Origin of the sequence: Pseudomonas sp. NY15374 (genome assembly GCF_048068255.1) — a bacterium.
In the GTDB taxonomy this organism is placed as follows: Bacteria; Pseudomonadota; Gammaproteobacteria; order Pseudomonadales; family Pseudomonadaceae; genus Aquipseudomonas; species Aquipseudomonas machongensis.
Genome location: NZ_JBLUPZ010000003.1, coordinates 147,289 through 169,464, shown reverse-complemented (window position 1 = coordinate 169,464; position 22,176 = coordinate 147,289). Strand labels below are relative to the sequence as shown.

General features: G+C 63.5%; 20 protein-coding genes and 1 pseudogene. 11 read left to right on the top strand and 10 right to left on the bottom strand.

Going from position 1 to position 22,176, the window contains the following annotated elements; all coding sequences use genetic code 11:
- Positions 1–165: 165 nt before the first annotated feature.
- Positions 166–1,272, top strand: a complete 1,107-nt coding sequence (locus ACNFHO_RS08670; RefSeq protein ID WP_054891716.1) for a GlxA family transcriptional regulator — start codon at positions 166–168, stop codon at positions 1,270–1,272.
- A 161-nt stretch (positions 1,273–1,433) separates the two neighbouring features.
- Here the strand turns inward: ACNFHO_RS08670 and ACNFHO_RS08665 are convergent, their stop codons facing one another.
- The 5 genes from ACNFHO_RS08665 to choX all read right to left on the bottom strand — a co-directional run bounded on the left by ACNFHO_RS08665 (position 1,434) and on the right by choX (position 5,529).
- The gene (locus ACNFHO_RS08665; RefSeq protein WP_054891717.1) at positions 1,434–1,691 is read right to left on the bottom strand and encodes a hypothetical protein; all 258 of its coding nucleotides are present in this window, start codon (positions 1,689–1,691) and stop codon (positions 1,434–1,436) included.
- Between the two features lie 340 nt (positions 1,692–2,031).
- Positions 2,032–2,508, bottom strand: a complete 477-nt coding sequence (locus ACNFHO_RS08660) for a thioesterase family protein (RefSeq protein ID WP_125930970.1) — start codon at positions 2,506–2,508, stop codon at positions 2,032–2,034.
- 10 nt (positions 2,509–2,518) lie between these two features.
- A complete protein-coding gene (locus ACNFHO_RS08655) occupies positions 2,519–3,484 on the bottom strand; it encodes an L-carnitine dehydrogenase (protein ID WP_112897137.1) in 966 nt (321 codons plus the stop codon).
- Positions 3,485–3,569: 85 nt separating this feature from the next.
- On the bottom strand, positions 3,570–4,457 hold the full coding sequence (locus tag ACNFHO_RS08650; protein WP_054891720.1) for a 3-keto-5-aminohexanoate cleavage protein: 888 nt from the start codon (positions 4,455–4,457) through the stop codon (positions 3,570–3,572).
- Positions 4,458–4,584: 127 nt separating this feature from the next.
- Positions 4,585–5,529, bottom strand: a complete 945-nt coding sequence (gene choX / locus ACNFHO_RS08645; RefSeq protein WP_054891721.1) for a choline ABC transporter substrate-binding protein — start codon at positions 5,527–5,529, stop codon at positions 4,585–4,587.
- 148 nt (positions 5,530–5,677) lie between these two features.
- Here choX and ACNFHO_RS08640 point away from each other — a divergent pair, with 148 nt between their 5' ends.
- A complete protein-coding gene (locus ACNFHO_RS08640; protein WP_054891722.1) occupies positions 5,678–6,622 on the top strand; it encodes a GlxA family transcriptional regulator in 945 nt (314 codons plus the stop codon).
- A gap of 52 nt (positions 6,623–6,674) precedes the next feature.
- Here ACNFHO_RS08640 and ACNFHO_RS08635 read toward each other — a convergent pair whose 3' ends face one another.
- Positions 6,675–7,076, bottom strand: coding sequence for a lysozyme inhibitor LprI family protein (locus ACNFHO_RS08635; protein ID WP_054891723.1), 402 nt, complete (start codon positions 7,074–7,076; stop codon positions 6,675–6,677).
- A 275-nt stretch (positions 7,077–7,351) separates the two neighbouring features.
- Here ACNFHO_RS08635 and ACNFHO_RS08630 point away from each other — a divergent pair, with 275 nt between their 5' ends.
- The 6 genes from ACNFHO_RS08630 to ACNFHO_RS08605 all read left to right on the top strand — a co-directional run bounded on the left by ACNFHO_RS08630 (position 7,352) and on the right by ACNFHO_RS08605 (position 15,156).
- The gene (locus ACNFHO_RS08630) at positions 7,352–8,329 is read left to right on the top strand and encodes a dipeptidase (RefSeq protein ID WP_009404077.1); all 978 of its coding nucleotides are present in this window, start codon (positions 7,352–7,354) and stop codon (positions 8,327–8,329) included.
- 78 nt (positions 8,330–8,407) lie between these two features.
- Positions 8,408–8,938 (top strand): DUF5943 domain-containing protein, encoded by a 531-nt coding sequence (locus ACNFHO_RS08625; protein ID WP_054891724.1) that lies wholly within the window; start codon positions 8,408–8,410, stop codon positions 8,936–8,938.
- A 15-nt stretch (positions 8,939–8,953) separates the two neighbouring features.
- Positions 8,954–11,014 (top strand): dimethylglycine demethylation protein DgcA, encoded by a 2,061-nt coding sequence (gene dgcA / locus ACNFHO_RS08620; protein ID WP_054891725.1) that lies wholly within the window; start codon positions 8,954–8,956, stop codon positions 11,012–11,014.
- Between the two features lie 173 nt (positions 11,015–11,187).
- Positions 11,188–13,143, top strand: a complete 1,956-nt coding sequence (dgcB, locus tag ACNFHO_RS08615) for a dimethylglycine demethylation protein DgcB (protein WP_065864498.1) — start codon at positions 11,188–11,190, stop codon at positions 13,141–13,143.
- Complete coding sequence (locus tag ACNFHO_RS08610) at positions 13,143–14,375, top strand: electron transfer flavoprotein subunit alpha/FixB family protein (protein WP_414154641.1); 1,233 nt, start codon at positions 13,143–13,145, stop codon at positions 14,373–14,375. The genes dgcB and ACNFHO_RS08610 overlap by 1 nt, the downstream gene beginning before the upstream one ends.
- A 10-nt stretch (positions 14,376–14,385) precedes the next feature.
- Positions 14,386–15,156 carry an electron transfer flavoprotein subunit beta gene (locus tag ACNFHO_RS08605; protein ID WP_416765976.1) on the top strand — a complete coding sequence of 257 codons (771 nt, stop codon included), beginning with the start codon at positions 14,386–14,388 and terminating at the stop codon, positions 15,154–15,156.
- Positions 15,157–15,771: 615 nt separating this feature from the next.
- Here ACNFHO_RS08605 and gbcA read toward each other — a convergent pair.
- Positions 15,772–17,064 carry a glycine-betaine demethylase subunit GbcA gene (gene gbcA, locus ACNFHO_RS08600; protein WP_054892142.1) on the bottom strand — a complete coding sequence of 431 codons (1,293 nt, stop codon included), beginning with the start codon at positions 17,062–17,064 and terminating at the stop codon, positions 15,772–15,774.
- A 296-nt stretch (positions 17,065–17,360) separates the two neighbouring features.
- On the opposite strand from gbcA, the gene gbcB reads away from it, so the two are divergent.
- Entirely contained in the window at positions 17,361–18,461 is a 1,101-nt protein-coding gene (gene gbcB / locus ACNFHO_RS08595) for a glycine-betaine demethylase subunit GbcB (RefSeq protein WP_054892143.1), read from the top strand.
- Positions 18,462–18,518: 57 nt separating this feature from the next.
- Here gbcB and ACNFHO_RS08590 read toward each other — a convergent pair whose 3' ends face one another.
- Both ACNFHO_RS08590 and ACNFHO_RS08585 read right to left on the bottom strand, forming a co-directional pair.
- Positions 18,519–19,382 carry a methyl-accepting chemotaxis protein gene (locus ACNFHO_RS08590; RefSeq protein ID WP_372822912.1) on the bottom strand — a complete coding sequence of 288 codons (864 nt, stop codon included), beginning with the start codon at positions 19,380–19,382 and terminating at the stop codon, positions 18,519–18,521.
- Positions 19,374–20,138, bottom strand: a pseudogene (locus tag ACNFHO_RS08585) (MCP four helix bundle domain-containing protein); the annotation flags it as partial. The gene ACNFHO_RS08590 and the pseudogene ACNFHO_RS08585, both read right to left, overlap by 9 nt.
- A gap of 269 nt (positions 20,139–20,407) precedes the next feature.
- Here ACNFHO_RS08585 and ACNFHO_RS08580 point away from each other — a divergent pair.
- Positions 20,408–20,638, top strand: a complete 231-nt coding sequence (locus tag ACNFHO_RS08580) for a hypothetical protein (protein WP_054892145.1) — start codon at positions 20,408–20,410, stop codon at positions 20,636–20,638.
- Complete coding sequence (locus ACNFHO_RS08575) at positions 20,635–20,937, top strand: cell division protein ZapA (RefSeq protein WP_054892146.1); 303 nt, start codon at positions 20,635–20,637, stop codon at positions 20,935–20,937. The genes ACNFHO_RS08580 and ACNFHO_RS08575 overlap by 4 nt, the downstream gene beginning before the upstream one ends.
- 97 nt (positions 20,938–21,034) lie before the next feature.
- Here the strand turns inward: ACNFHO_RS08575 and ACNFHO_RS08570 are convergent, their stop codons facing one another.
- Positions 21,035–22,075, bottom strand: coding sequence for a low specificity L-threonine aldolase (locus ACNFHO_RS08570; protein ID WP_416765974.1), 1,041 nt, complete (start codon positions 22,073–22,075; stop codon positions 21,035–21,037).
- Positions 22,076–22,176 lie beyond the last annotated feature (101 nt).

Here is a 22,176-nt window from a genome sequence, read left to right as displayed (position 1 = left end):
ACAACTCGCACGGCAACGTCGTTTTTGGGTTTTTTTGGATAGCCGTTCAATTTCAGGCACGGCGATTGCGTTGAGATTGGCAAAGCCCCTGCATACGAATCGGGGCCATGACAAGAAACGGTGCCCGCCTGAGGCACACCCTGCATTGTGTGAGGAGAAACCGCGATGACGTCGTACACCTCCGGGAACCCAACCCAGAACCGCACAGCCCCCCAGTCCATCGGCTTTCTCCTGCTGGACAACTTCACCCTGATCTCGCTTGCCTCGGCCGTCGAGCCGCTGCGCATGGCCAACCAGCTGTCGGGGCGCGAGCTGTACCGCTGGCATACGCTGACCGTCGATGGCGGCCAGGTCTGGGCCAGCGATGGCTTGCAGATCACTCCGGACGCTGCGATGCACAGCGCACCACCGGTGGACACCGTGATCGTCTGCGGTGGCGTCGGTATCCAGCGCACCGTGACCCGCGAACACGTCACCTGGCTGCAGGCCCAGGCGCGCCAGTCGCGCAGGCTTGGCGCGGTGTGCACTGGCAGCTGGGCATTGGCTTGTGCCGGCCTGCTCGACGGCTTCGACTGCAGCGTGCACTGGGAGTGTCTGGCGGCGATGCAGGAGGCCTTCCCACGGGTCAACATGAGCACGCGCCTGTTCACCCTCGACCGCAACCGCTTCACCAGCTCCGGCGGCACTGCGCCGCTGGACATGATGCTGCACCTGATCAGCCGTGATCATGGCCGTGAGCTGTCGGCGGCCATCTCCGAGATGTTCGTCTACGAGCGTATCCGCAACGAGCAGGATCACCAGCGCGTGCCGCTCAAGCACATGCTCGGCACCAACCAGCCGAAGCTGCAGGAAATCGTCGCGCTGATGGAGGCCAACCTCGAAGAGCCGATCGACCTGGACGAGCTGGCGGTGTACGTCAACGTGTCGCGGCGTCAGCTCGAGCGCCTGTTCCAGAAGTACCTGCACTGCTCGCCGTCGCGCTACTACCTCAAGCTGCGGCTGATCCGTGCAAGGCAGTTGCTCAAGCAGACGCCGATGTCGATCATCGAGGTGGCGTCTGTGTGCGGGTTCGTCTCCACGCCGCACTTCTCCAAGTGCTACCGCGAATACTTCGGCATTCCGCCGCGTGACGAGCGTGTAGGTTCCAATACCGCGCAGCAGGTGGCGATGATGCCGATTCCGCAGGCCATGGCGCTGTCGCCGCACAGCGGGCCGATGGCGGCCCTGAGCCAGGCGCGTAACGAGTCGACCTTTGCCAGTGTGAGGCTCTGAGACGGTGTCGCCTTCTTCGCGGGTAAATTGGAGCGCCGAACCGCCGCTCCCACAGGGATCGAGTGACCCTGTGGGAGTAACTGTCTTGCTCAAAATCTGAAGGCCAGCCCAATCCCTGTGGGAGCGGGCTTGCCCGCGAAGAATTCAGTGAAGATCCAGAATCAGGCGCGCTGACTGAACTGCGCCAACGCCGGCAACAGCTGCTTGTCGATCGCCTGACGTACCGCCGGGAGGATGGTCGCGCTGCCGGTGTACATCTGCTCCACCATTCCCTTCAACGCCCGGGCATTGGGCTCGGTCAGCCCGCGCACCACCACTTCGCACGCCTGCTCGGCGCTGGCCCCGGCCGGAATGTCGAACCCGCGTGCGCGCAGGTGGCCCAGCAGGTCGTCCTGGTCGATCAAATCCGCATGCATCATCGTTGTAGTCCTTGTCTGGTGCCGTGATTTACGACTGATTCTGTGACCAGTACGACAACCTCGCAAGGGCAGAACGTCGCGATGGCCGCTTTGGCTAAGAACAGGTCGTTCCCGGCTAAATCAGGCAGAAGGGAAGTGAGCACACTGGAGTCATTCACGGCACCGAGGGTTTGGTCACCCTCATTCACGCACAGTGGATGTTGCTCGCTCTCGACCCCGGACGCTCACCGCTTCCGGGGTTTTTTTTGGCTGTCTGTAGGAGCGGGCTTGCCCGCGAAGAAGACAGCGCGCTGTCTTGCTCCGGCCGGGCCGGGGGTCGCGGGCGGCCTCGGGAGAGGCTTCAGGTTCGTGCAGGCAAACCGATCACCCGGCCCACGAACTCGGCAGGTGCCTGGTCACGCTGCTCATCCACCAGCCCTTGCAGCAACGCGGCACTGCGCTCGCTGAACGGCGCCGACTTCGGCCCCGCCAGGTCCACGTGCAGCAGCATCTGCTCGCTGGCCGACAGGGCTTCGTCGAAGCCTGCGCGGTGCAGCGTGTGGTACAGGTGCAAGCGCTTCTTGTCGAAGCCGATGATCTGCGTCTGCACCCAGACCTCGGTGCCGAGCTTCACCTCGTGCAGATAGTTGATGTGCGCCTCCAGGGTGAACAGCGAGTTGCCGCTCTGGCCGCGGCTGTCGGCGTCCAGACCGATGCGCTCCATCAGCGCATCGGTGGCGTAGCTGAAGATCAGCAGGTAGAAGGCATCGCGCAGGTGCCCGTTGTAATCGACCCAGTCTTGCTGAACCGGGGTGCGGTAGGTGATCAGGGCGGGCATCGCAGTCTCCTCAGTCGCCAAAGGCCATGCCATGCTTGGCCTTGCTGTTCTTCACAGCATCCAGCACCGCCAGCAGGGTATCGTCACGATAGCGCTCCAGCGCCGCGATGCTGCGTTCACCCAGTTGTTCGGAGGTGCCGTCGACCACGTCGTCGATCAGCTTGTCGGTCAGCTCTGGCGCTGGCAGGTAGGTCCAGGGCAGCTTCAGCGCCGGGCCGAACTGCGACATGAAGTGGCGCATGCCCGCATCGCCACCGGCCAGCGTGTAGGTGAGGAAGGTGCCCATGAACGACCAGCGCAGACCCGCACCAAAGCGAATCGCATCGTCGATCTCGCCAGTGCTGGCCACCCCGTCGTTGACAAGGTGCAGAGCCTCGCGCCACAGCGCTTCGAGCAGACGGTCGGCGATGAAGCCCGGGACCTCCTTGCGCACATGCAGCGGGCGCATGCCCAGCGCGGTGTAGATGCTCTTCGCTGCCTCGATGGCTTCAGGCGCGGTGTGCTTGCCGCCGACGATCTCCACCAGCGGCAGCAGGTACACCGGGTTGAACGGGTGGCCGACCACGCAGCGCTCGGGGTGGGTGGCCGACTCATAGAACTCGCTGGGCAACAGGCCCGAGGTGCTGGAGCCGATGATCGCATCGGGCTTGGCCGCGGCGCTGATCTTGGCATGCAGGTCGAGCTTGAGATCCAGGCGCTCGGGGGCACTTTCCTGGATGAAATCGGCGTCGCGCACGCATTCCTCGATGGTGGCGACGAACTTCAGCCGCTCTTGTGCGGCGCCCGGTGCCAGACCTTGTTTTTCCAGGGCCGGCCAGGCGTTGGCGATACGTTTGCGCAGGGCCTGCTCGGCGCCGGGTGCCGGGTCCCAGGCGATCACGTCCAGGCCATGGGCCAGGGCGCGGGCGACCCAGCCGCTGCCGATGACGCCGCTACCGAGTGCGGCGAAAGTTTTGATGTCGGTGATGAAGGACATGTTGGTCTCTCTATGTGCTTGAGGTTGGCGCGGGCCTTGTAGGAGCGGGCAAGCCCGCTCCCACAGGGATTGCGGCGGGGCTGTTTTATCCGCGACGCTTGAGATTCATTTTTTCGCGCCCTTCGGCCGGGGTCAGCACGCGGCCACCGAGGCGCGAGATGATCTCCACTGCGCGTTCGACCAGTTGACCGTTGCTGGCCAGCACGCCACGGTCGAGGTAGAGGTTGTCTTCCAGGCCCACGCGCACGTTGCCGCCCAGTAACACCGCTTGTGCGGCCATCGGCATCTGCATGCGGCCGATGCCGAAGCCTGCCCAGGTGACGTTGGCCGGCAGGTTGTCGACCATGGCCTTCATGGTGGTGGTATCGGCAGGCGCACCCCATGGGATGCCCAGGCACAGCTGGAACAGCGGGTCTTCGAGCAGGCCTTCCTTGATCATCTGCTTGGCGAACCACAGGTGGCCGGTATCGAAGATCTCCAGCTCCGCCTTCACGCCCAACTCGGTGATGCGCTTGGCACCCGCGCGCAGTTGCGCCGGGGTGGAAACATAGATCGAGTTGCCGTCGCCAAAGTTGAGCGTGCCGCAGTCCAGGGTGCAGATTTCCGGCAGCAGCGCCTCGACGTGGGCCAGGCGCTCCAGCGGGCCGATCAGGTCGGTGCCGGCGCCGAAGTCCATCGGTGCCTCGCCCGGGCCGATCTCCAGGTCGCCGCCCATGCCGGCAGTCAGGTTGACGATCACGTCCACGTCAGACTCGCGGATACGCTCCATCACTTCGCGGTACAGCGCGACGTCGCGGCTGAAGCGACCAGTCTGTGGGTCACGGACGTGGCAGTGGACCACGGTGGCGCCGGCCTTGGCGGCCTCGACGGCGGCTTCGGCGATCTGCTTGGGGGTGACCGGGACCAGGTGGCTCTTGGCAACGGTGTCGCCGGCTCCGGTCAGGGCACAGGTGATGATGACGTCGTGGTTCATGGGGTAAATCCTTCAGGCTTTTCTGTTCTGTGAGTTCGGTGTTGGGCTTTTCGCGGGCAGCCCGCTCCTACATGCTCATGGCATGCGCATAACCTGCAGGAGCGGGCTTGCCCGCGAAGAGGCCGGATCAGTTGGCGGTGAGCTTGAGGTTGTCAGCCGCCGGCTTGCCGTCGAAGGTGGTCACGCCTTCAAGCCAGCGGGCCTTGTCTTGCGGGTGGTCCTTGAGCCACTGGCGTGCCGACTCCAGCGGGTCCTTGTGATCGAGCAGCGGCTGCATCATGCGGCTCTCGTCCTCGGCGCTGAATTTCAGGTTGGCCAGCAGGCGGTTGGCGTTGGGGCAGCGTTCGGCGTAGTCGGGCGCGGTGACGGTCCACACCGTGGCACGGCCTTCGTCCGGGCCCAGGGCGTCCTGGCTGTCGCCCAGGTAGACCATGTCGATGTTCACGTTCATCGGGTGCGGCGCCCAGCCGAAGAACACCACGGCTTCATTGCGGCGCACGGCGCGATCGACGGCGGCGAGCATGCCGGCCTCGCTCGACTCGACCAGTTGGAACTTGCCCAGGTCGAACTTGTTGCTGGCGATCATCGCCTTGATCTGGGTGTTGGCGCCCGAACCTGGCTCGATGCCGTAGATCTTGCCGCCCAGCTCCTTCTCGAACTTGTGGATGTCGGCAAAGCTCTTCAGGCCCTTGTCGGCCAGGTACTTGGGTACTGCGAGCGTGGCGCGGGCGTCTTCCAGGCTAGGCTGGTCGAGGACCTTGACCTGCTTGGCATCGACGAACGGGGTGATGGTCTGGGTCATGATCGGGTTCCAGTACCCGAGGAACATGTCCAGGCGCTTGTCGCGGATGCCCGCGAAGATGATCTGTTGCGAGGCGCTGGTCTGTTTGGTCTGGTAGCCCAGGCCGTCGAGCAGGACCTGGGCCATGGCGCTGGTGGCGATGACGTCGGTCCAGTTGACCACACCGAGGCGCACGTTCTTGCAGGCGGCGGGCTCGGCGGCGAACAGCGGGGTGACCACGGTGGTGCTGAGAGCGAGGGACAACAGGCTGCGGCGGATAAAGCGATGCATGGTGGCTCTCCATCGGCAGTGCGTATTGTTATGGGATCCGGCCTCTGCGGGCCGTGGGAAAAAAGTTACGCCCATGGCACAGTGGGCAATCGCACGCTGGCGACCAAGAGTTGCACTGCAGCGACCACCCACTTCCCAGGAGTAAGCGATGCCGGAAACGATCCAGTTTCTTCTCTTGCCGGGGTTTTCTGCGTTGGGCTTCATCAGTGCAGTGGAGCCCTTGCGGGTGGCCAATCGCTTTCGGGGAGCGCTGTATCGCTGGCAGGTGCTGAGCCTGGACGGCGGCCCGGTGCAGGCCAGCAACGGCATGTCGGTCAATGCCGACCAGGCGCTGTCTGACAGAGAGCGGGGAGGGATGCTGCTGGTTGTCGCCGGCTTCGAGCCGCTGGCCTGCTACGGCCCGGTGCTGCAACAGGCGCTGCGGCGCGTAGAGCATGACGGCGGCACGCTCGGCGGTATCGATACCGGTGCGCTGGTGCTGGCCGAAGCGGGCCTGCTCGACGGCTATCGCGCGACCTTGCACTGGGAGGCGCTGGAGGCGTTCAAGGAGCGCTATCCGCGCCTGCAGGCGACCCAGGAGCTGTTCGAGATCGACCGTCGACGGATCACCTGCGCCGGGGGGACCGCCTCTATCGACCTGATGCTCGACCTGATCGCCCAGGCCCACGGCAGCGAACTGGCGATTCAGGTGTCGGAGCAGTTCGTGGTCAGCCGCATCCGGCCGCGCCAGGATCACCAGCGCATGGAGATCGCCACGCGCTACGGCATTCGCAACAAGAAGCTGGTGAAGGTGATCGGCGAAATGGAGCGCAACACCGAGCAGCCGCTCAACACCCAGGTACTGGCCGATGCCGTGCAGGTGACCCGTCGCCAGTTGGAGCGCCTGTTTCGCCTGCACCTGGACGACACGCCCAGTGGTTTCTACCTGCGGCTGAGGCTGGACAAGGCTCGGCAACTGCTGCGCCAGACCGATATGAGCGTGCTTGAAGTGGGCGTAGCGTGCGGGTTCGAGTCGGCGTCGTATTTCACCCGCTGTTATCGGGCGCGATTCGAGCGCTGCCCGCGGGAGGACAGGTTGGCCAGGGCGGTGTGATGGGGTCAGCGCTGGCCCTTTCGCGAGTTTGCCCGCGAAAGGGCCATTAGAGTCACTGCTGCCCCACCGACTGCAGATACTCCGAGCGCTCGTCGCTACGCTGCGCCACGCAGGTATTCCACGCCGCTTCAAAGGCCTTGCTGCCAGGTTTCTCGGCATAGGTCTCGACCTTGCAGTCGGCATCGCGCAACTGGGTCCAGAGCTTCTCGGCCGCCTCCATGCGTCCGCTGAGCGCAACGGCCTTGTCGTTTTCATCCGCGTACTGGTCACGGATGCGCTGGATCAGGTCGTCGTAGGCGGCCTTCAGTTCGCGTTCGGCGGTCTGCTTGTTGTACGCCGCGCACGCATAGGTCTGCTGGTCGGTCTCGACGTTGTCGCAGGGCGTGCTTTCTTCTTCGGCGGCCTGGGCGCCCAGCGCCACGAACAGCAGTACCAGCCATGCCTTTGATTTCATCCGTTTTCTCCTGAACAGGCTGACGAATCGTCGAGATTCTCGCTCAGCCTAGAGCCGGGTGGTAGAGGGCAGGGAAAATGTTCATGAACGGTTCTTGTCGAGACTTGCTCTCATTGCCAAGCGGCGTGCCAGAGCATGCCATGTCGCTCATTGACGCTTTCGGCAAACCCCCTGTCGTTTTTGCATCGGGGCGACAAGGGCCGCAGGCATATGCTGGCCCCAAAGCGCCGGCACACGATTCGGCGTCGCCCAACTCGACAAAAGGGGACAGCCTGATGAGCCCAGCCGAATTACACGCCGACAGCATCGTCATCGATGGCCTGATCATCGCCAAGTGGAACCGCGAGCTGTTCGAAGACATGCGTAAAGGCGGGCTGACCGCAGCCAACTGCACCGTGTCGGTCTGGGAAGGTTTCAAGGCCACGGTCGACCAGATCGCCGCCAGCCAGAAGCTGATCCGCGAGAACAGCGACCTGGTGATGCCGGTGCGTACCACGGCCGACATCCGCAAGGCCAAGGAGCTGGGCAAGACCGGCATCCTCTTCGGCTTCCAGAACGCCCATGCGTTCGAAGACCAGATTGCCTACGTCGACGTGTTCAAGCAGCTGGGCGTGGGCATCGTGCAGATGTGCTACAACACCCAGAACCTGGTCGGCACCGGTTGCTACGAGCGTGATGGCGGTCTGTCGGGCTTCGGCCGCGAGATCGTCGCCGAGATGAACCGTGTCGGCATCATGTGCGACCTCTCGCATGTGGGCTCCAAGACTTCCGAGGAAGTCATCCTCGAATCGAAAAAGCCGGTCTGCTACTCCCACTGCCTGCCGTCGGGCCTTAAAGAACACCCGCGCAACAAGTCCGATGAAGAGCTGAAGTTCATCGCCGACCATGGCGGCTTCGTCGGCGTGACCATGTTCGCGCCGTTCCTGGCCAAGGGCATCGACTCGACCATCGACGACTACGCCGAGGCCATCGAGTACACCATGAACATCGTTGGTGAAGACGCCATCGGTATCGGCACCGACTTCACCCAGGGCCATGGCCAGGACTTCTTCGAGTACCTGACCCACGACAAGGGCTACGCCCGTCGCCTGACCAACTTCGGCAAGATCATCAATCCGCTGGGCATCCGCACCGTGGGCGAATTCCCCAACCTCACCGAAACCCTGCTCAAGCGCGGCCATTCCGAGCGCGTGGTACGCAAGATCATGGGCGAGAACTGGGTGAACGTCCTCAAGGATGTGTGGGGCGAATAAAGCCGCACTCCGAGCCTGAAAGCCCCTGCCAGCAACGCCGGGGCATCCAAACAAAAAATTTTATGGAGTTGAGTTTCCATGGCCAAGATCGCCCCGCAATTGCCAATCGAAGTCGACAGCGAGACCGGTGTCTGGACGTCCGATGCCCTGCCGATGCTGTATGTACCGCGGCATTTCTTCGTCAACAACCACATCGGCATCGAGGAGGTGCTGGGCGCCGACGCCTATGCCGAGATCCTCTACAAGGCTGGCTACAAATCCGCCTGGCACTGGTGCGAAAAAGAGGCCGAATGCCATGGCCTGGAAGGCGTGGCGGTGTTCGAGCACTACATGAAGCGCCTGAGCCAGCGTGGCTGGGGCCTGTTCGAGATCCAGGACATCGACCTCGACAAAGGCACATGCAGCGTCAAGCTCAAGCACTCGGCGTTCGTCTACGTGTATGGCAAATGCGGCCGCAAGGTCGACTACATGTTCACCGGCTGGTTCGCCGGTGCCATGGACCAGATCCTCGCTGCCCGTGGCAGCTCGATCCGCACTGTGGCGGAGCAGGTCTATGGCGGTTCTGAAGAAGGTCACGAAGATGGCCTGTTCGTTACAAAGCCGTTGTAAGCCGGAGAGAGCGTCATGGCATTCGAAGCAATGTTCCAGCCGATCCAGATCGGCAAGCTGACCATCCGCAACCGGGTGCTCAGCACCGCGCACGCCGAGGTCTACGCCACCGACGGCGGCATGACCACCGAGCGCTACGTGAAGTACTACGAAGAGAAGGCCAAGGGCGGCATCGGCCTGGCCATCTGTGGCGGCTCGTCGGTGGTGGCCATCGACAGCCCGCAGCAATGGTGGGCCTCGGTGAACCTGTCCACCGACCGCATCATTCCGCACTTCCAGAACTTGGCCGACGCCATGCACAAGCATGGCGCCAAGATCATGATCCAGATTACCCACATGGGCCGTCGCTCACGCTGGGACGGTTTCCACTGGCCTACGCTGATGTCGCCGTCCGGCATCCGCGAGCCGGTGCACCGCGCCACCTGCAAGACCATCGAGGTGGAAGAGATCTGGCGGGTGATCGGCAACTACGCCCAGGCCGCGCGCCGGGCGAAGGAAGGCGGACTGGACGGCGTGGAGCTGTCGGCGGTGCACCAGCACATGATCGACCAGTTCTGGAGCCCGCGGGTCAACAAGCGTACCGACGAGTGGGGCGGCAGCTTCGAAGGCCGCATGAAGTTCGGCCTGGAAGTGCTCAAGGCGGTACGCGCCGAGGTCGGTGACGATTTCTGCGTGGGCATGCGTATCTGCGGTGACGAATTCCACCCCGATGGCCTGAGCCACGAGGACATGAAGCAGATCGCCGCGTACTACGACGCCACCGGCATGATCGACTTCATCGGCGTGGTCGGTTCGGGTTGCGACACCCACAATACCCTGGCCAACGTCATCCCCAACATGAGCTATCCGCCGGAGCCGTTCCTGCACCTGGCGGCCGGCATCAAGGAAGTGGTCAAGGTCCCGGTGCTGCACGCGCAGAACATCAAGGACCCGAACCAGGCCACGCGTATTCTCGAAGGCGGTTATGTCGACATGGTCGGCATGACCCGTGCGCACATGGCCGACCCGCACCTGATCGCCAAGATCAAGATGGGCCAGATCGACCAGATCAAGCAGTGCGTCGGTGCCAACTACTGCATCGACCGTCAGTACCAGGGCCTGGACGTGCTGTGCATCCAGAACGCCGCGACGTCCCGTGAATACATGGGTGTGCCGCACATCATCGAGAAGTCCACCGGGCCGAAACGCAAGGTGGTGGTGGTCGGCGCCGGCCCTGCCGGCATGGAGGCCGCACGAGTGGCTGCCGAGCGTGGCCATGACGTCACCGTGTTCGAGAAGAAGGAGCAGATCGGCGGGCAGATCACCATCGCCGCCAAGGCACCGCAGCGCGACCAGATCGCCGGCATCACCCGCTGGTACCAGCTTGAGTTCGCGCGCCTGAAGGTCGACCTGCGCCTGGGCACTGCGGCAGACATCGCGACCATCCAGGACCTGCGCCCGGACATCATCGTGCTGGCGGTGGGCGGTCATCCGTTCATCGAGCAGAACGAGCACTGGGGCGCCGCCGAAGGGCTGGTGGTCAGTAGCTGGGACGTGCTCGACGGCAAGGTCGCACCGGGCAAGAACGTGCTGGTTTACGACACCATCTGCGAATTCACCGGCATGTCCACCGCCGACTTCATCGCCGACAAGGGCAGCCAGGTCGAGATCGTCACCGACGACATCAAGCCGGGCGTAGCCATGGGCGGCACGACCTTCCCGACCTACTACCGCAGCATCTACCCCAAGGAAGTGATCATGACCGGGGACATGATGCTGGAGAAGGTCTACCGCGAGGGCGACAAGCTGGTGGCGGTGCTCGAGAACGAATACACCGGGGCCAAGGAAGAGCGTGTGGTCGACCAGGTGGTGATCGAAAACGGCGTGCGTCCGGACGAGGAGCTGTACTACGGGCTCAAGGAGGGTTCGCGCAACAAGGGCCAGATCGACATCGACGCCCTGTTCGCGATCCAGCCGCAGCCGATCCTCAGCCAGCCGGGCGAGGGCTACCTGCTGTACCGCATCGGTGACTGCGTGGCCCAGCGCAACGTGCATGCGGCGATCTATGACGCCTTGCGGTTGTGCAAGGATTTCTGATCGATCTGTCGGCACACACCGGCCCCCGTGGGAGCGGGCTTGCCCGCGAAAGCGTCAGCACCAACAACAGGGTTGTCTGACCTGGCGCATTCGCGGGCAAGCCCGCTCCCACAGGGCCGGTGCAGGATTCCAGGGGCCTGAACCCCTTGCAACCGCTGTTGTGGGAGCCTCCCATGTTGAACACCCTTCTACCCATCCTGCTGTTCGCCGCGCTCGCCCTGGCGGTGCTCGGCGCCCTGCGCCGCGTGCGCATGTGGCGACGCGGGCGGCCAAGCAAGGTCGACCTGCTCGGCGGCCTGCTGGCCATGCCGCGGCGTTACCTGGTCGATCTGCACCATGTGGTCGAGCGCGACAAGTACATGTCCAAGACCCACGTCGCCACTGCAGGCGGCTTCGTGCTGTCGGCGCTGCTGGCGATCCTGGTGCACGGCTTCGGCCTGCAGAGCAAGATCCTTGGCTACGCACTGCTGGTGGCCACGGTGATCATGTTCAGCGGCGCGATTTTCGTCTTCAAGCGTCGTCTGAATCCGCCCGCGCGCCTGTCCAAGGGCCCGTGGATGCGCCTGCCGAAAAGCCTGCTGGTGTTCGCCGCGAGCTTTTTCATCGCCACCTTGCCGGTCGCGGGCATCCTGCCGGCCAATACCGGCGGCTGGGTGATGGTCGGCATTCTCGGCCTGGGCGTGTTGTGGGGTGTGTCGGAGCTGTTCTTCGGCATGACCTGGGGCGGGCCGATGAAGCACGCCTTCGCCGGTGCCCTGCACCTGGCCTGGCACCGCCGTGCCGAGCGTTTCGGTGGCGGTCGCTCCACTGGCCTCAAGCCGCTCGACCTGGAAGACCCGAACGCACCGTTGGGTGTGGAGAAACCGGTCGATTTCACCTGGAACCAACTGTTGGGCTTCGACGCCTGCGTGCAGTGCGGCAAGTGCGAGGCGATGTGTCCGGCATTCGCCGCCGGCCAGCCGCTGAACCCGAAAAAGCTCATCCAGGACATGGTCATCGGCCTGGCCGGTGGCACCGATGCGACCTTTGCCGGTAGCCCGTACCCGGGTAAACCGGTGGGTGAGCACGGCGGTCATCCGCACCAGCCGATCGTCAACGGCCTGGTCGATGCCGAGACGCTGTGGTCGTGCACTACCTGCCGCGCCTGCGTCGAGGAATGCCCGATGATGATCGAGCACGTCGATGCCATCGTCGACATGCGCCGTCACCTCACGCTGGAAAAGGGCGCGACGCCGAACAAAGGCGCCGAGGTGCTGGACAATCTGATCGCCACCGACAACCCCGGCGGCTTCAACCCCGGTGGGCGGATGAACTGGGCCGCCGACCTGAACCTGAAACTGCTGTCGGACGTGAAGACCACCGAGGTGTTGTTCTGGGTCGGTGACGGCGCCTTCGACATGCGCAACCAGCGCACCCTGCGTGCCTTCGTCAAGGTGCTCAAGGCCTCGGGTGTGGACTTCGCCGTGCTGGGCCTGGAGGAGCGCGACAGCGGAGACGTGGCCCGTCGCCTGGGCGATGAAGCGACCTTCCAGCAACTGGCCAAGCGCAACATCCAGACCCTGGGCCAATACCGCTTCCAGCGCATCGTCACCTGCGATCCGCACAGTTTCCATGTATTGAAGAACGAATACGGCGCCCTGGGCGGCGAGTACCAGGTGCAGCACCACAGCACCTACATCGCCGAGTTGATCGCCGCCAACAAGCTCAACCTCGGCCAGCACAAGGGCGGTAGCGTGACCTACCACGACCCGTGTTACCTGGGGCGCTACAACGGCGAGTACCAAGCCCCGCGCGACGTGCTCAAGGCCTTGGGTATCGAGGTGCGCGAGATGCAGCGCTCGGGCTTCCGTTCGCGTTGCTGTGGCGGTGGCGGCGGTGCGCCGATCACCGACATCCCAGGCAAGCAGCGCATTCCCGACATGCGCATGGACGATATCCGCGAGACCGAGGCCGAACTGGTGGCGGTGGGTTGTCCACAGTGCACGGCAATGCTTGAAGGTGTGGTCGAACCGCGGCCACAGATCAAGGACCTGGCCGAGCTGGTCGCCGACGTGCTGATCGAGGACGACGCCCCCGCCGCCGCGAGCAAACCGAACCTGGTAAAACGTGAACCTGCGGAGGTGCACTGATGAGCGACATCATCCGCCGCGATCCCCGCGCCGAGTGGATTGCCCGCAACCGCCTGCATCCGCTGCACGCGGCGATGCAGACGCAACAGACCCGCTGGATGGGCCCCCATGGGCTCATCCGCAAGAATCCTCACGCCATCGCCGCCGGTTTCATCGGCCCCAGTGGCCTCAAGCGTATCGACCGCAGCGGCGCCCAGCAGGGCACGGCGATCGGTGGTCGGCGCACGGCAGCCGCCGAGGTGCAATTGCCCTTGCATCAAGTGGCGGATCCGGCGTTCTACATCGCCGTGGTGCCTGACATGGTCGGTGGCCGCCTCGGCAGCCACGACCGCGACCTGCTCGGCCTTGCCCGCAGCCTTGCCGGCACTGACGGTGCGGTGCTGGCGGTGGTGTTCGGTGAACACAAGGAAAGCAACTTTTCCACAGCCGGCGTCGACCGCCTGCTGGTCATTGAAGGCGAAGCGTTCGAAGGCTATGTGCCCGAACAGCTTGTCCAGGGCTTGCGGGCTGTGGATAACCAGTTCGCGCCACGACACTGGCTATTGCCCGACAGCCGCACCGGTGGCGGCGAACTGGGTCGGCGTCTGGGCGCCGCCTTGGGCGAGCGCCCGGCGACGCGGGTCTGGCAGATCAAGGACGGCCAGTGCATCGGCCGCGCCGGTGCCGGTCAGCAGGACCTGCAGAGAGGTCTGCCGCGCCTGATCCTGGCCGCCGCCGAATGCGCCGAGCCGGTCAGCGAAACCCGTCACGAAGCGTTGCCGGTGGAGTTGTCCACAGGCGTGGCGCGCAGCCTGTCGCGTATCGAAGACCTGGGGCCAGTCGCGGTGGATCCAGCCTCGATCGCCATGGCCGAGGCGGAATTCATCGTCTCCGGTGGCAACGGCGTGAAGGACTGGGAGCTTTTCCACAGGGCGACCGTGGCGCTTGGCGCTACCGAAGGCGCTTCGCGGGTGGCGGTGGACGACGGCTTCATGCCGCGCAACCGCCAGGTCGGCGCTACCGGTACCTGGGTCACGGCGCGGGTCTACGTGGCTGTGGGTATCTCCGGGGCGATCCAGCACCTGCAGGGGATCGGTGCCTGCGACAAGGTGGTGGCGATCAACATGGACCCCGGCTGCGACATGATCAAACGGGCCGACCTGTCGGTGATTGGCGACAGCGCGGCGATTCTCCAGGCACTGATCGAGGCTGTGGACAACTACCGCAGCGGCGCTCAGCGCGACGCGGCATAAGGGCACGAGCATGAGTACGAAAGTCATCAGCCTGGTTTCCATCGGTGCCCACCCCAGCTCTGGCCGCGCCCGCCGCGCCGAGCAGGATGCACGCGCCGTCGAATTGGGCTTGCAGCTGGCTGGGGATAACTTGCAGGTGGTGCATGCCGGCGACCCGCGCGAAGAGGCCCTGCGCGCCTATCTGGGTATGGGCCTGGAGCATCTGGATGTCCTCGAGCAGCCTGCGGGGGCCGATGTGCTGGGGGTACTGGGGGATTACCTGCGCGATGCCGGTGCCCATTTGGTGCTCACCGGCAGCCAGGCCGAGACGGGTGAAGGCTCGGGCATGTTGCCGTTTCTGCTGGCCGAGCGGCTGGGCTGGCCGTTGGTGGTGGGCCTGGCCGAGGTGGAATCGATCGAGAATGGCACCGCCCAGGTCCTGCAAGCCTTGCCGCGCGGTCAACGACGCCGGTTGAAGGTGCGCCTGCCGTTGCTGGCGACTGTGGATAACGCGGCGCCCAAGCCGCGCCAGAGCGCCTTTGGCCCTGCACGGCGGGGTGTGCTGGCGGCGCGTAACGTGGCGGTGGTGGAGGATCAGTTGCTCGAAGGCGACGCCTTGCAGCCTGCCCGCCCGCGGCCCAAGCGGCTCAAGGTGATCAAGGCCAAGAGCGGTGCCGACCGGATGAAGGCGGCCACGGCCAAGGCCAGCGGTGGCGGCGGCAAGGTGCTCAAGGATGTTTCTCCACAGGAGGGCGCCGAGGCGATCCTCAAGTTGTTGGTGGAGGAAGGCGTGTTGCGCTGACTGGTTGGGGCCGCAGAGCGGCTCCAGCTGTTACAAAGAGTTGCCCACCAAATCTGTTCGCGACCCTGTGAATAAAGTGTTCGCGCTTCTCTACAGCCCTTTGAAATCAAAGTCTGTAGGGGATTGATCAAAAAACATACAGCCCGCTTCGTGAATCGTCCGTGGCAATCACGGGTCATTCCCATGATGTTTCCCACAATCACTGTTGGCGGCTCTGTGGATAATATGTTGGGCAACCGCTAGATGCCTTGATTTCATTGGCCTGCAAGATAATGATCAATAATTGATCAAAATCCCGATGATCACTCTCAAGATCATGATTGATAAGGCTCCTGGGCCATTATCCACAGCACTTTTCCAACAACCCTGCATGTGCCCACAAAATCTGTTGGCGTATCTGTGGACAAGGTGTTCGATATTGCCTGCAGGCCTTTGAATCAAAGGCTTGCAAGGATTTGATCAAATAATGATCAATCGGCTTTCGGCAGATATTCGATTCCTGTCCACAACCCATCTGAACAACTCTGTGGATAACATGTTCAGTTCCTCTGGATTGCCATGTAAAACGCCACGGCCGATCACTCGGTCGTGGCGTTTATCACCCTCCGTGAAGGCTTACTGAACCTTGACTTCCTTCAGGTATGGCGCGGGCTCTGCACCCAGGTTGGCCAGGACGCGGTTGCTGTACCAGTCGATGAAGTTGACCACACCGAACTCGTAGGTCTTGGAGTACGGGCCCGGCTGGTAGGCGGTGGAGTTGATCCCGCGCTGGTTCTCTTCGGCCAGGCGGCGGTCCTGGTCGTTGGTGGCGTCCCACACCTTGCGCATCTGCTCAGGGTCGTAATCGACGCCTTCGACGGCATCCTTGTGCACCAGCCACTTGGTGGTGACCATGGTTTCCTGGGCGCTGATCGGCCACACCGTGAAGACGATCATGTGGTCGCCCATGCAGTGGTTCCAGGAGTGCGGCAGGTGCAGGATGCGCATCGAACCCAGGTCGGGGTTCTTGATGCGGCCCATGAGCTTCTTGCACGCCTGCTTGCCGTCCATGGTCATCGATACGGTGCCCTTGAGCAGCGGCATGCGCACGATGCGGTTACGCAGGCCATGGCTTTTGTGCAGGTACGGAATCTTCTCGGCTTCCCAGGCAGCGGCGGACGCGGCGACGTGGTCCTTGAACGCCTGGTCGGCGCGCGGATCGTTGGTGTCGTCCCACTCCAGCAGGGTCTTGAGCAATTCGGGGTGCGAACCGTTGCAGTGGTAGCACTCGCGGTTGTTTTCCAGGACCAGCTTCCAGTTGGCCTTTTCCATCAAGGTGGTCTGCACGGCCACCTTGGCGTTCTCCATGTCGTACGGTTCCATGTAGTGGTCGAGCGTGGCGAGGAACTCGTCGATGGCCGGCGGATTTTCCGCCAGGCTGATGAAGATATAGCCGCCAGCGGTCTTCACGTTGATCGGCTTGAGGCCGTACTGGTTCATGTCGAAGTCGGCGCCCATCTCGGTGCCGGCGAACAGCAGGCGGCCGTCGAGCTCGTAGGTCCACTGGTGGTATGGGCACACCAGCTTGGCCACCTTGCCCTTGTCGCTGACGCACAGGCGCGAACCGCGGTGGCGGCAGACGTTGTGGAAGGCGTGCACCTTGCCTTCGGTGCCGCGAATCACGATCACCGGGTTCTTGCCGATCTGCAGGGTCAGGTAGTTGCCTTTCGCCGGAATCTCGCAGGTCATTCCCGCGATCAGCCACTCCTTGTGGAAGATCTCCTGCATGTCGATCTGGAACAGGCGCTCGTCGCAGTAGAACGGCTGCGGCAGCGAGTAGGTCCGCTCGCGGGTCTGCAGCATCTCGGCGGTGGCCTTGCGTGCAGGTTCCAGTGGATCGCCCAGGCTCAGGGTTGCGGTGACGTCCATCGTTATATCCTCAAGGCCGTTGTCGGCCGGCGAAAGGTGGCTAATCGTTGTTGTGGTTGGCGCAAGGCTGTCAGCGAAAGAACAGCGGTTCTATTTGCCGAGGAGTGTGCGTTCGCGCCGTTCGCGAACCATATCCATGGGCGACATGGCCGAATCGAATTCCGACGCGCCAGCCCTTGTACCTCGGGGCTGGTCGCGATAAGCACGCCGATGTCGCGGATGGGAATGTGCGACGTCTCGGCGTTGCGCATTATCGCAGCCATAAGAAGGCCGATAGTCGGCTGCTGGAGAAGAACATGTCCGAAACCTTCCTCAATCCGGTCACCACCCAGACCTGGGCCAACGGCCGCCACATCGTGCGCTGCGTCAAGGTCATCCAGGAGACCTGGGACGTGCGCACCTTCTGCTTCATGGCCGACCAGCCGATCATGTTCTTCTTCAAGCCGGGCCAGTTCGTGACGCTGGAGCTGGAGATCGAAGGCAAGCCGGTGATGCGTTCCTACACCATCTCCAGCTCGCCTTCAGTCCCCTACAGCTTCTCGATCACGGTCAAGCGCGTGCCTGGCGGGCTGGTGTCGAACTTCCTCCACGACACCATGCACGAGGGCGCAGAGCTTCCCGTACACGGCCCGGTCGGTTTGTTCAACGCCATCGACTTCCCGGCCGCGAAGGCGCTGTACCTCTCCGGCGGCGTCGGCATCACCCCGGTGATGTCCATGGCGCGCTGGTTCTACGACACCAACGCCAACGTCGACATGGTGTTCGTGCACAGCGCCCGCTCACCCAAGGACATCATCTATCACCGCGAGCTGGAACACATGGCCTCGCGCATTCCCAACTTCAGCCTGCACATCATTTGCGAGAAGCACGGCTTGGGCGAGCCCTGGGCGGGCTATCGCGGCTACCTGAACCAACGGCTGATGGAGCTTATCGCGCCGGATTACCTCGAGCGGGTGATCTTCTGCTGTGGCCCGACGCCCTACATGAACGCGGTCAAGCGCATGCTCGAAGCGGTCGGCTTCGACATGAAGAACTACCACGAGGAATCGTTCGGTGCGACGCCGGCCGAGGCCAAGGCCGATGCGGTCGAGCACGCCGAAGCGGCCGCCGAGGCGCCGGAAGTGGATGTGGCCGACCTCAATCTGGTGGAGTTCGTCGGCAGCGAGAAGAGCATCCGCATCGCCCCGGGCGAGACGGTGCACGCGGCGGCGGCGAAGGTCGGGCTGATGATTCCCAAGGCCTGCGGCATGGGCATCTGCGGCACCTGCAAGGTGCTCAAGCTCGGCGGTGAGGTAGAGATGGACCACAACGGCGGGATCACCGAGGAAGACGAAGCCGAAGGGTACATCCTGTCATGCTGCAGCGTGCCCAAGGGGGATGTGCGGATCGAGTATTGATCCGTTGCACCGTACCTGCAGGAGCGGCGAACCGCCTCTCCTGCAGGATTTGCGTGTTCAGGTCCTGAACCGCGCCACCAACCCGTTCAGATCCACCGCCAGACGTGACAGCTCGGCGCTGGCCATGCTGGTCTGGTGTGCGCCGGTCGCGCTCTGCACCGACAGGTCATTGATGTTCACCAGGTTGCGGTCCACTTCGCGGGCCACCTGGGCCTGTTCCTCGGCGGCGCTGGCGATCACCAGATTGCGTTCGTTGATCTGCGCCACGGCGCTGGTGATGGTGTCCAATGCAAGGCCAGCGCCGCGAGCGATGTTCAGGGTCGATTCGGCTCGATCGGTACTGGTGCGCATCGATTCCACCGCATGCTCGGTGCCGCCCTGGATGCTGCCGATCATCCGCTCGATCTCGCTGGTCGACTGCTGGGTGCGGTGGGCCAATGCCCGCACCTCGTCGGCTACCACCGCGAAGCCCCGTCCAGCTTCACCGGCACGTGCCGCTTCGATGGCGGCGTTGAGTGCCAGCAGGTTGGTCTGGTCGGCCAGGCCGCGGATCACGTCCAGCACCTTGCCGATATCGCGGGACTGCCCGGCCAGGTCCTCGATCAGCCTGGCGGTGGTCTGCACGTCGCTGCTCATGCGCTCGATGGCGCCGACCGTCTCGATCACCAGGTCGCGGCCATCGCCAGCGGAGCGGCTGGCTTCACCCGAGGCCTCCGAGGTGCTGACGGCATTGCGTGCGACCTCTTCGACAGCGCTGGTCATCTCGGTAACCGCAGTCGCTGCCTGCTGGATCTCGTTGTTCTGCTGGGCAAGGCCGCGCGCGCTTTCGTCGGTGACGCTGTTGAGCTCCTCGGCGGCCGAGGCGAGCTGGGTGGCAGAGCCTGCGATCAGTTGCAGGGTGTCGCGCAGCTTGTCCTGCATCTTGGCCATGGCCTGCAGCAGACGAGCGGCTTCGTCGGTGCCGTCGGTGGTGACGCGTTGGGTGAGGTCGCCTTCGGCGATCTGCTCGGCGGCGCGCAGGGCGTCGTCGATCGGACCCACGATGCTGCGAGTCAGGATCAGGGCGAACAGCAGTGTGAGCACCGTGGCAGCGACCAGCAGGCCGATCACCAGCATGAAGGCATTGTCGTACTGGCGTGCGGCTTCCTCGTTGGTCTTGCGCGTCTGCTCGGTGTTGATCTGCAGCAGGTGTTCCATGGCCTTGTTGATCTGGTCCGAGTTGGCCAGCAGGTCGCGGTTGAGCATCTCGCGCATAGGGTCGAGCTGGCCGGCCTGGCTCAGGCTGCGCATGCGTGCTTCGAGCTGGCGGTACTGTGTCAGCAACTGGCCGAACTGGTCGAATGCGGCCTGTTCTTGAGGCTCGGCGATCAGTGGCGCGTAGGCGCTACGAGCCTTGTCGATCTGGGCGTTGCGTTCGTCCATCAGGCGAATGGTATCGGCCTGGGATTCCCGGTTGACCAGCAGGCGATAGGACAGGGTGCGCAGGCGCAGGTTGAGCGCGGTCATTTCATCCAGCAGCTTGATACTCGGGACATTGACCTGCTCGATGATGATGCCCGCCTGCCGGATGTTGCCCATCTGGATGAGGGAAAAAATACCCAGGCTAAGCATCAGCACACCGATCAGGGAAAAGCCGAGCAGGGCGCGTGGGGCGATATTCAGATTGCGTAGGGACATGACGTCGAGATCCGGAGGGAAGGCTCGCGTCCATGCGAAGGAATTTGACCTACCTGCCTATCGGTCGGAACGCACGAGTCTTTAGGCAACGGGGGGCTAAACGAGGATTTACACTCGTTCTTCCTGACAGGCGGTTGATCCAGGCCGGAACAAGGTGCCCGCAAGCCTGTCAATCTGCCGGAACACACCCTCCCTTACCTGATTTTTAATGGCGGGGGCGCGAGCTTTTCTTTATCGTGTGCGCCCTTTGCAACAACCGAGATAGACGCATGTTGGAAGCATCCCTGAATCAACTGGAGCAACTGGTCGGCGACCTGATGCACAAGAACGCGCAACTGACCGAGCAGAACCAGAAGCTCGATCAGGAACTGGCCCAGGCCAAGGAAGAGAACGAGACCCTGCAGCTGTCGCTGATGGAGCAGGAAGAGAAGCACGGCGCTACCGCCGCACGTATCCAGGCGCTGGTCGAGCGTGCCAGTGCAGGTGTCGTAGGCGCATGAGACTGCAAGCGCAGCCGATCAATGTGGTGAACATTCTCGGCACCGACTACTCGCTGAAGGCGCCCGAGGGCCAGGAAGAGACGCTCTCGCAGGCCGTGCGCATGCTCAACGTCGCTCTGGCCGAGACCAAGCGCAACTACCCCACATTGATCGGCGACAAGTTGCTGGTGCTGGCAGCTTTGAACCTGTGCTCCAAGCAGATCGAGTTGCAGCGCGAGCACGCGCAGACGCTGGAGCGCACCCAGGCGAAGGTGGATGCTGCGGTGGACGCTATCGCCCGGACCATTGGCGAGGCCTGAACCAGGCTCTAGGCAGGGCGACTGTCCTGCTGATGATCTTGAACTGACGCGTTTTGCGGGGAGTGGGACTGCCCGCTCCCGCCGCGAGCCTTCTTGCTCAGCCGTTGATGATCGCGTGGATATCCGCCGCCAGCTCTCGCACGCGTGCTTCCTGGGTATCCCATGAGCACATGAAGCGTGCACCGCCGCTGCCAATGAAGGTATAGAAGCGCCAGCCCTTGTTACGCAGGGCCTCGATGGCGAACTCCGGCAGTTGCAGGAACACCCCGTTGGCTTCCACCGGGAACATCAGTTCGACACCCGGCAGGTCACTGACCAACGACGCCAGCAACTGCGCGCAGTGGTTGGCATGTCGTGCGTGACGCAACCAGGCGCCATCCTCCAGCAGCCCGACCCAGGGCGCCGACAAGAAGCGCATCTTCGAGGCCAGTTGCCCGGCCTGCTTGCAGCGGTAGTCGAAGTCTTCGGCCAGTTCGCGGTTGAAGAACAGGATCGCCTCGCCCACCGCCATGCCGTTCTTGGTGCCCCCGAAGCACAGTACATCGACGCCCGCCTTCCAGGTCAGCTCCGCCGGCGAACAGCCGAGGAACGCACAGGCGTTGGAGAAGCGTGCGCCGTCCATGTGCAGGTTCAGGCCCAGTTCCTTGCAGGTGGCGCTGATCGCCTTGAGCTCGTCGGGGCGATACGCGCTGCCGACTTCGGTGGCCTGGGTGATGGTGACCACGCGCGGCTTCGGATAGTGGATGTCCTGGCGTTTGAGCGCGACCTCGCGGATCGAGTCCGGGGTCAGCTTGCCGTTGACGCTGCGTGCGGTCAGCAGCTTTGAACCGTTGGAAAAGAACTCCGGCGCGCCGCATTCGTCGGTCTCGACGTGGGCGGTCTCGGAGCAGATCACGCTGTGGTAGCTCTGGCACAGCGAGGCCAGGGCCAGGGAGTTGGCGGCGGTGCCGTTGAAGGCGAAGAACACCTCGCAGTCGGTCTCGAACAGCTTGCGGAAGTATTCCGAGGCGCGTTCGGTCCACTGATCGTCGCCGTAGGCGCGCTCATGGCCCTGGTTGGCCTTTTCCATCGCCGCCCAGGCTTCGGGGCAGATGCCGGAATAGTTGTCGCTGGCGAATTGTTGGTTGTTATCGGTCATGACGCCTGTCCTTTTTACGACGCAAGGCAGCACTCTAAACCATCGATTCAGCAGTTGCCTATACAAGCCGGGTGTGGGGTGTCAGTGCCGGCTTCTTGGCG

Bases quoted from the DNA above. Each gene is read 5' to 3' on its own strand.
- gbcB (WP_054892143.1), top strand. From the start codon at position 17,361: ATGTCCGAAACCTTCCTCAATCCGGTCACCACCCAGACCTGGGCCAAC.
- ACNFHO_RS08650 (WP_054891720.1), bottom strand. From the start codon at position 4,457: ATGAACCACGACGTCATCATCACCTGTGCCCTGACCGGAGCCGGCGAC.
- ACNFHO_RS08610 (WP_414154641.1), top strand. From the start codon at position 13,143: ATGAGCGACATCATCCGCCGCGATCCCCGCGCCGAGTGGATTGCCCGC.
- ACNFHO_RS08635 (WP_054891723.1), bottom strand. From the start codon at position 7,076: ATGAAATCAAAGGCATGGCTGGTACTGCTGTTCGTGGCGCTGGGCGCC.
- ACNFHO_RS08655 (WP_112897137.1), bottom strand. From the start codon at position 3,484: ATGTCCTTCATCACCGACATCAAAACTTTCGCCGCACTCGGTAGCGGC.
- ACNFHO_RS08670 (WP_054891716.1), top strand. From the start codon at position 166: ATGACGTCGTACACCTCCGGGAACCCAACCCAGAACCGCACAGCCCCC.
- dgcA (WP_054891725.1), top strand. From the start codon at position 8,954: ATGGCATTCGAAGCAATGTTCCAGCCGATCCAGATCGGCAAGCTGACC.
- ACNFHO_RS08660 (WP_125930970.1), bottom strand. From the start codon at position 2,508: ATGCCCGCCCTGATCACCTACCGCACCCCGGTTCAGCAAGACTGGGTC.
- ACNFHO_RS08605 (WP_416765976.1), top strand. From the start codon at position 14,386: ATGAGTACGAAAGTCATCAGCCTGGTTTCCATCGGTGCCCACCCCAGC.
- ACNFHO_RS08630 (WP_009404077.1), top strand. From the start codon at position 7,352: ATGAGCCCAGCCGAATTACACGCCGACAGCATCGTCATCGATGGCCTG.
- ACNFHO_RS08625 (WP_054891724.1), top strand. From the start codon at position 8,408: ATGGCCAAGATCGCCCCGCAATTGCCAATCGAAGTCGACAGCGAGACC.
- ACNFHO_RS08640 (WP_054891722.1), top strand. From the start codon at position 5,678: ATGCCGGAAACGATCCAGTTTCTTCTCTTGCCGGGGTTTTCTGCGTTG.
- ACNFHO_RS08580 (WP_054892145.1), top strand. From the start codon at position 20,408: ATGTTGGAAGCATCCCTGAATCAACTGGAGCAACTGGTCGGCGACCTG.
- ACNFHO_RS08575 (WP_054892146.1), top strand. From the start codon at position 20,635: ATGAGACTGCAAGCGCAGCCGATCAATGTGGTGAACATTCTCGGCACC.
- choX (WP_054891721.1), bottom strand. From the start codon at position 5,529: ATGCATCGCTTTATCCGCCGCAGCCTGTTGTCCCTCGCTCTCAGCACC.
- ACNFHO_RS08590 (WP_372822912.1), bottom strand. From the start codon at position 19,382: ATGCAGGACAAGCTGCGCGACACCCTGCAACTGATCGCAGGCTCTGCC.
- ACNFHO_RS08665 (WP_054891717.1), bottom strand. From the start codon at position 1,691: ATGATGCATGCGGATTTGATCGACCAGGACGACCTGCTGGGCCACCTG.
- gbcA (WP_054892142.1), bottom strand. From the start codon at position 17,064: ATGGACGTCACCGCAACCCTGAGCCTGGGCGATCCACTGGAACCTGCA.
- ACNFHO_RS08570 (WP_416765974.1), bottom strand. From the start codon at position 22,075: ATGACCGATAACAACCAACAATTCGCCAGCGACAACTATTCCGGCATC.
- dgcB (WP_065864498.1), top strand. From the start codon at position 11,188: ATGTTGAACACCCTTCTACCCATCCTGCTGTTCGCCGCGCTCGCCCTG.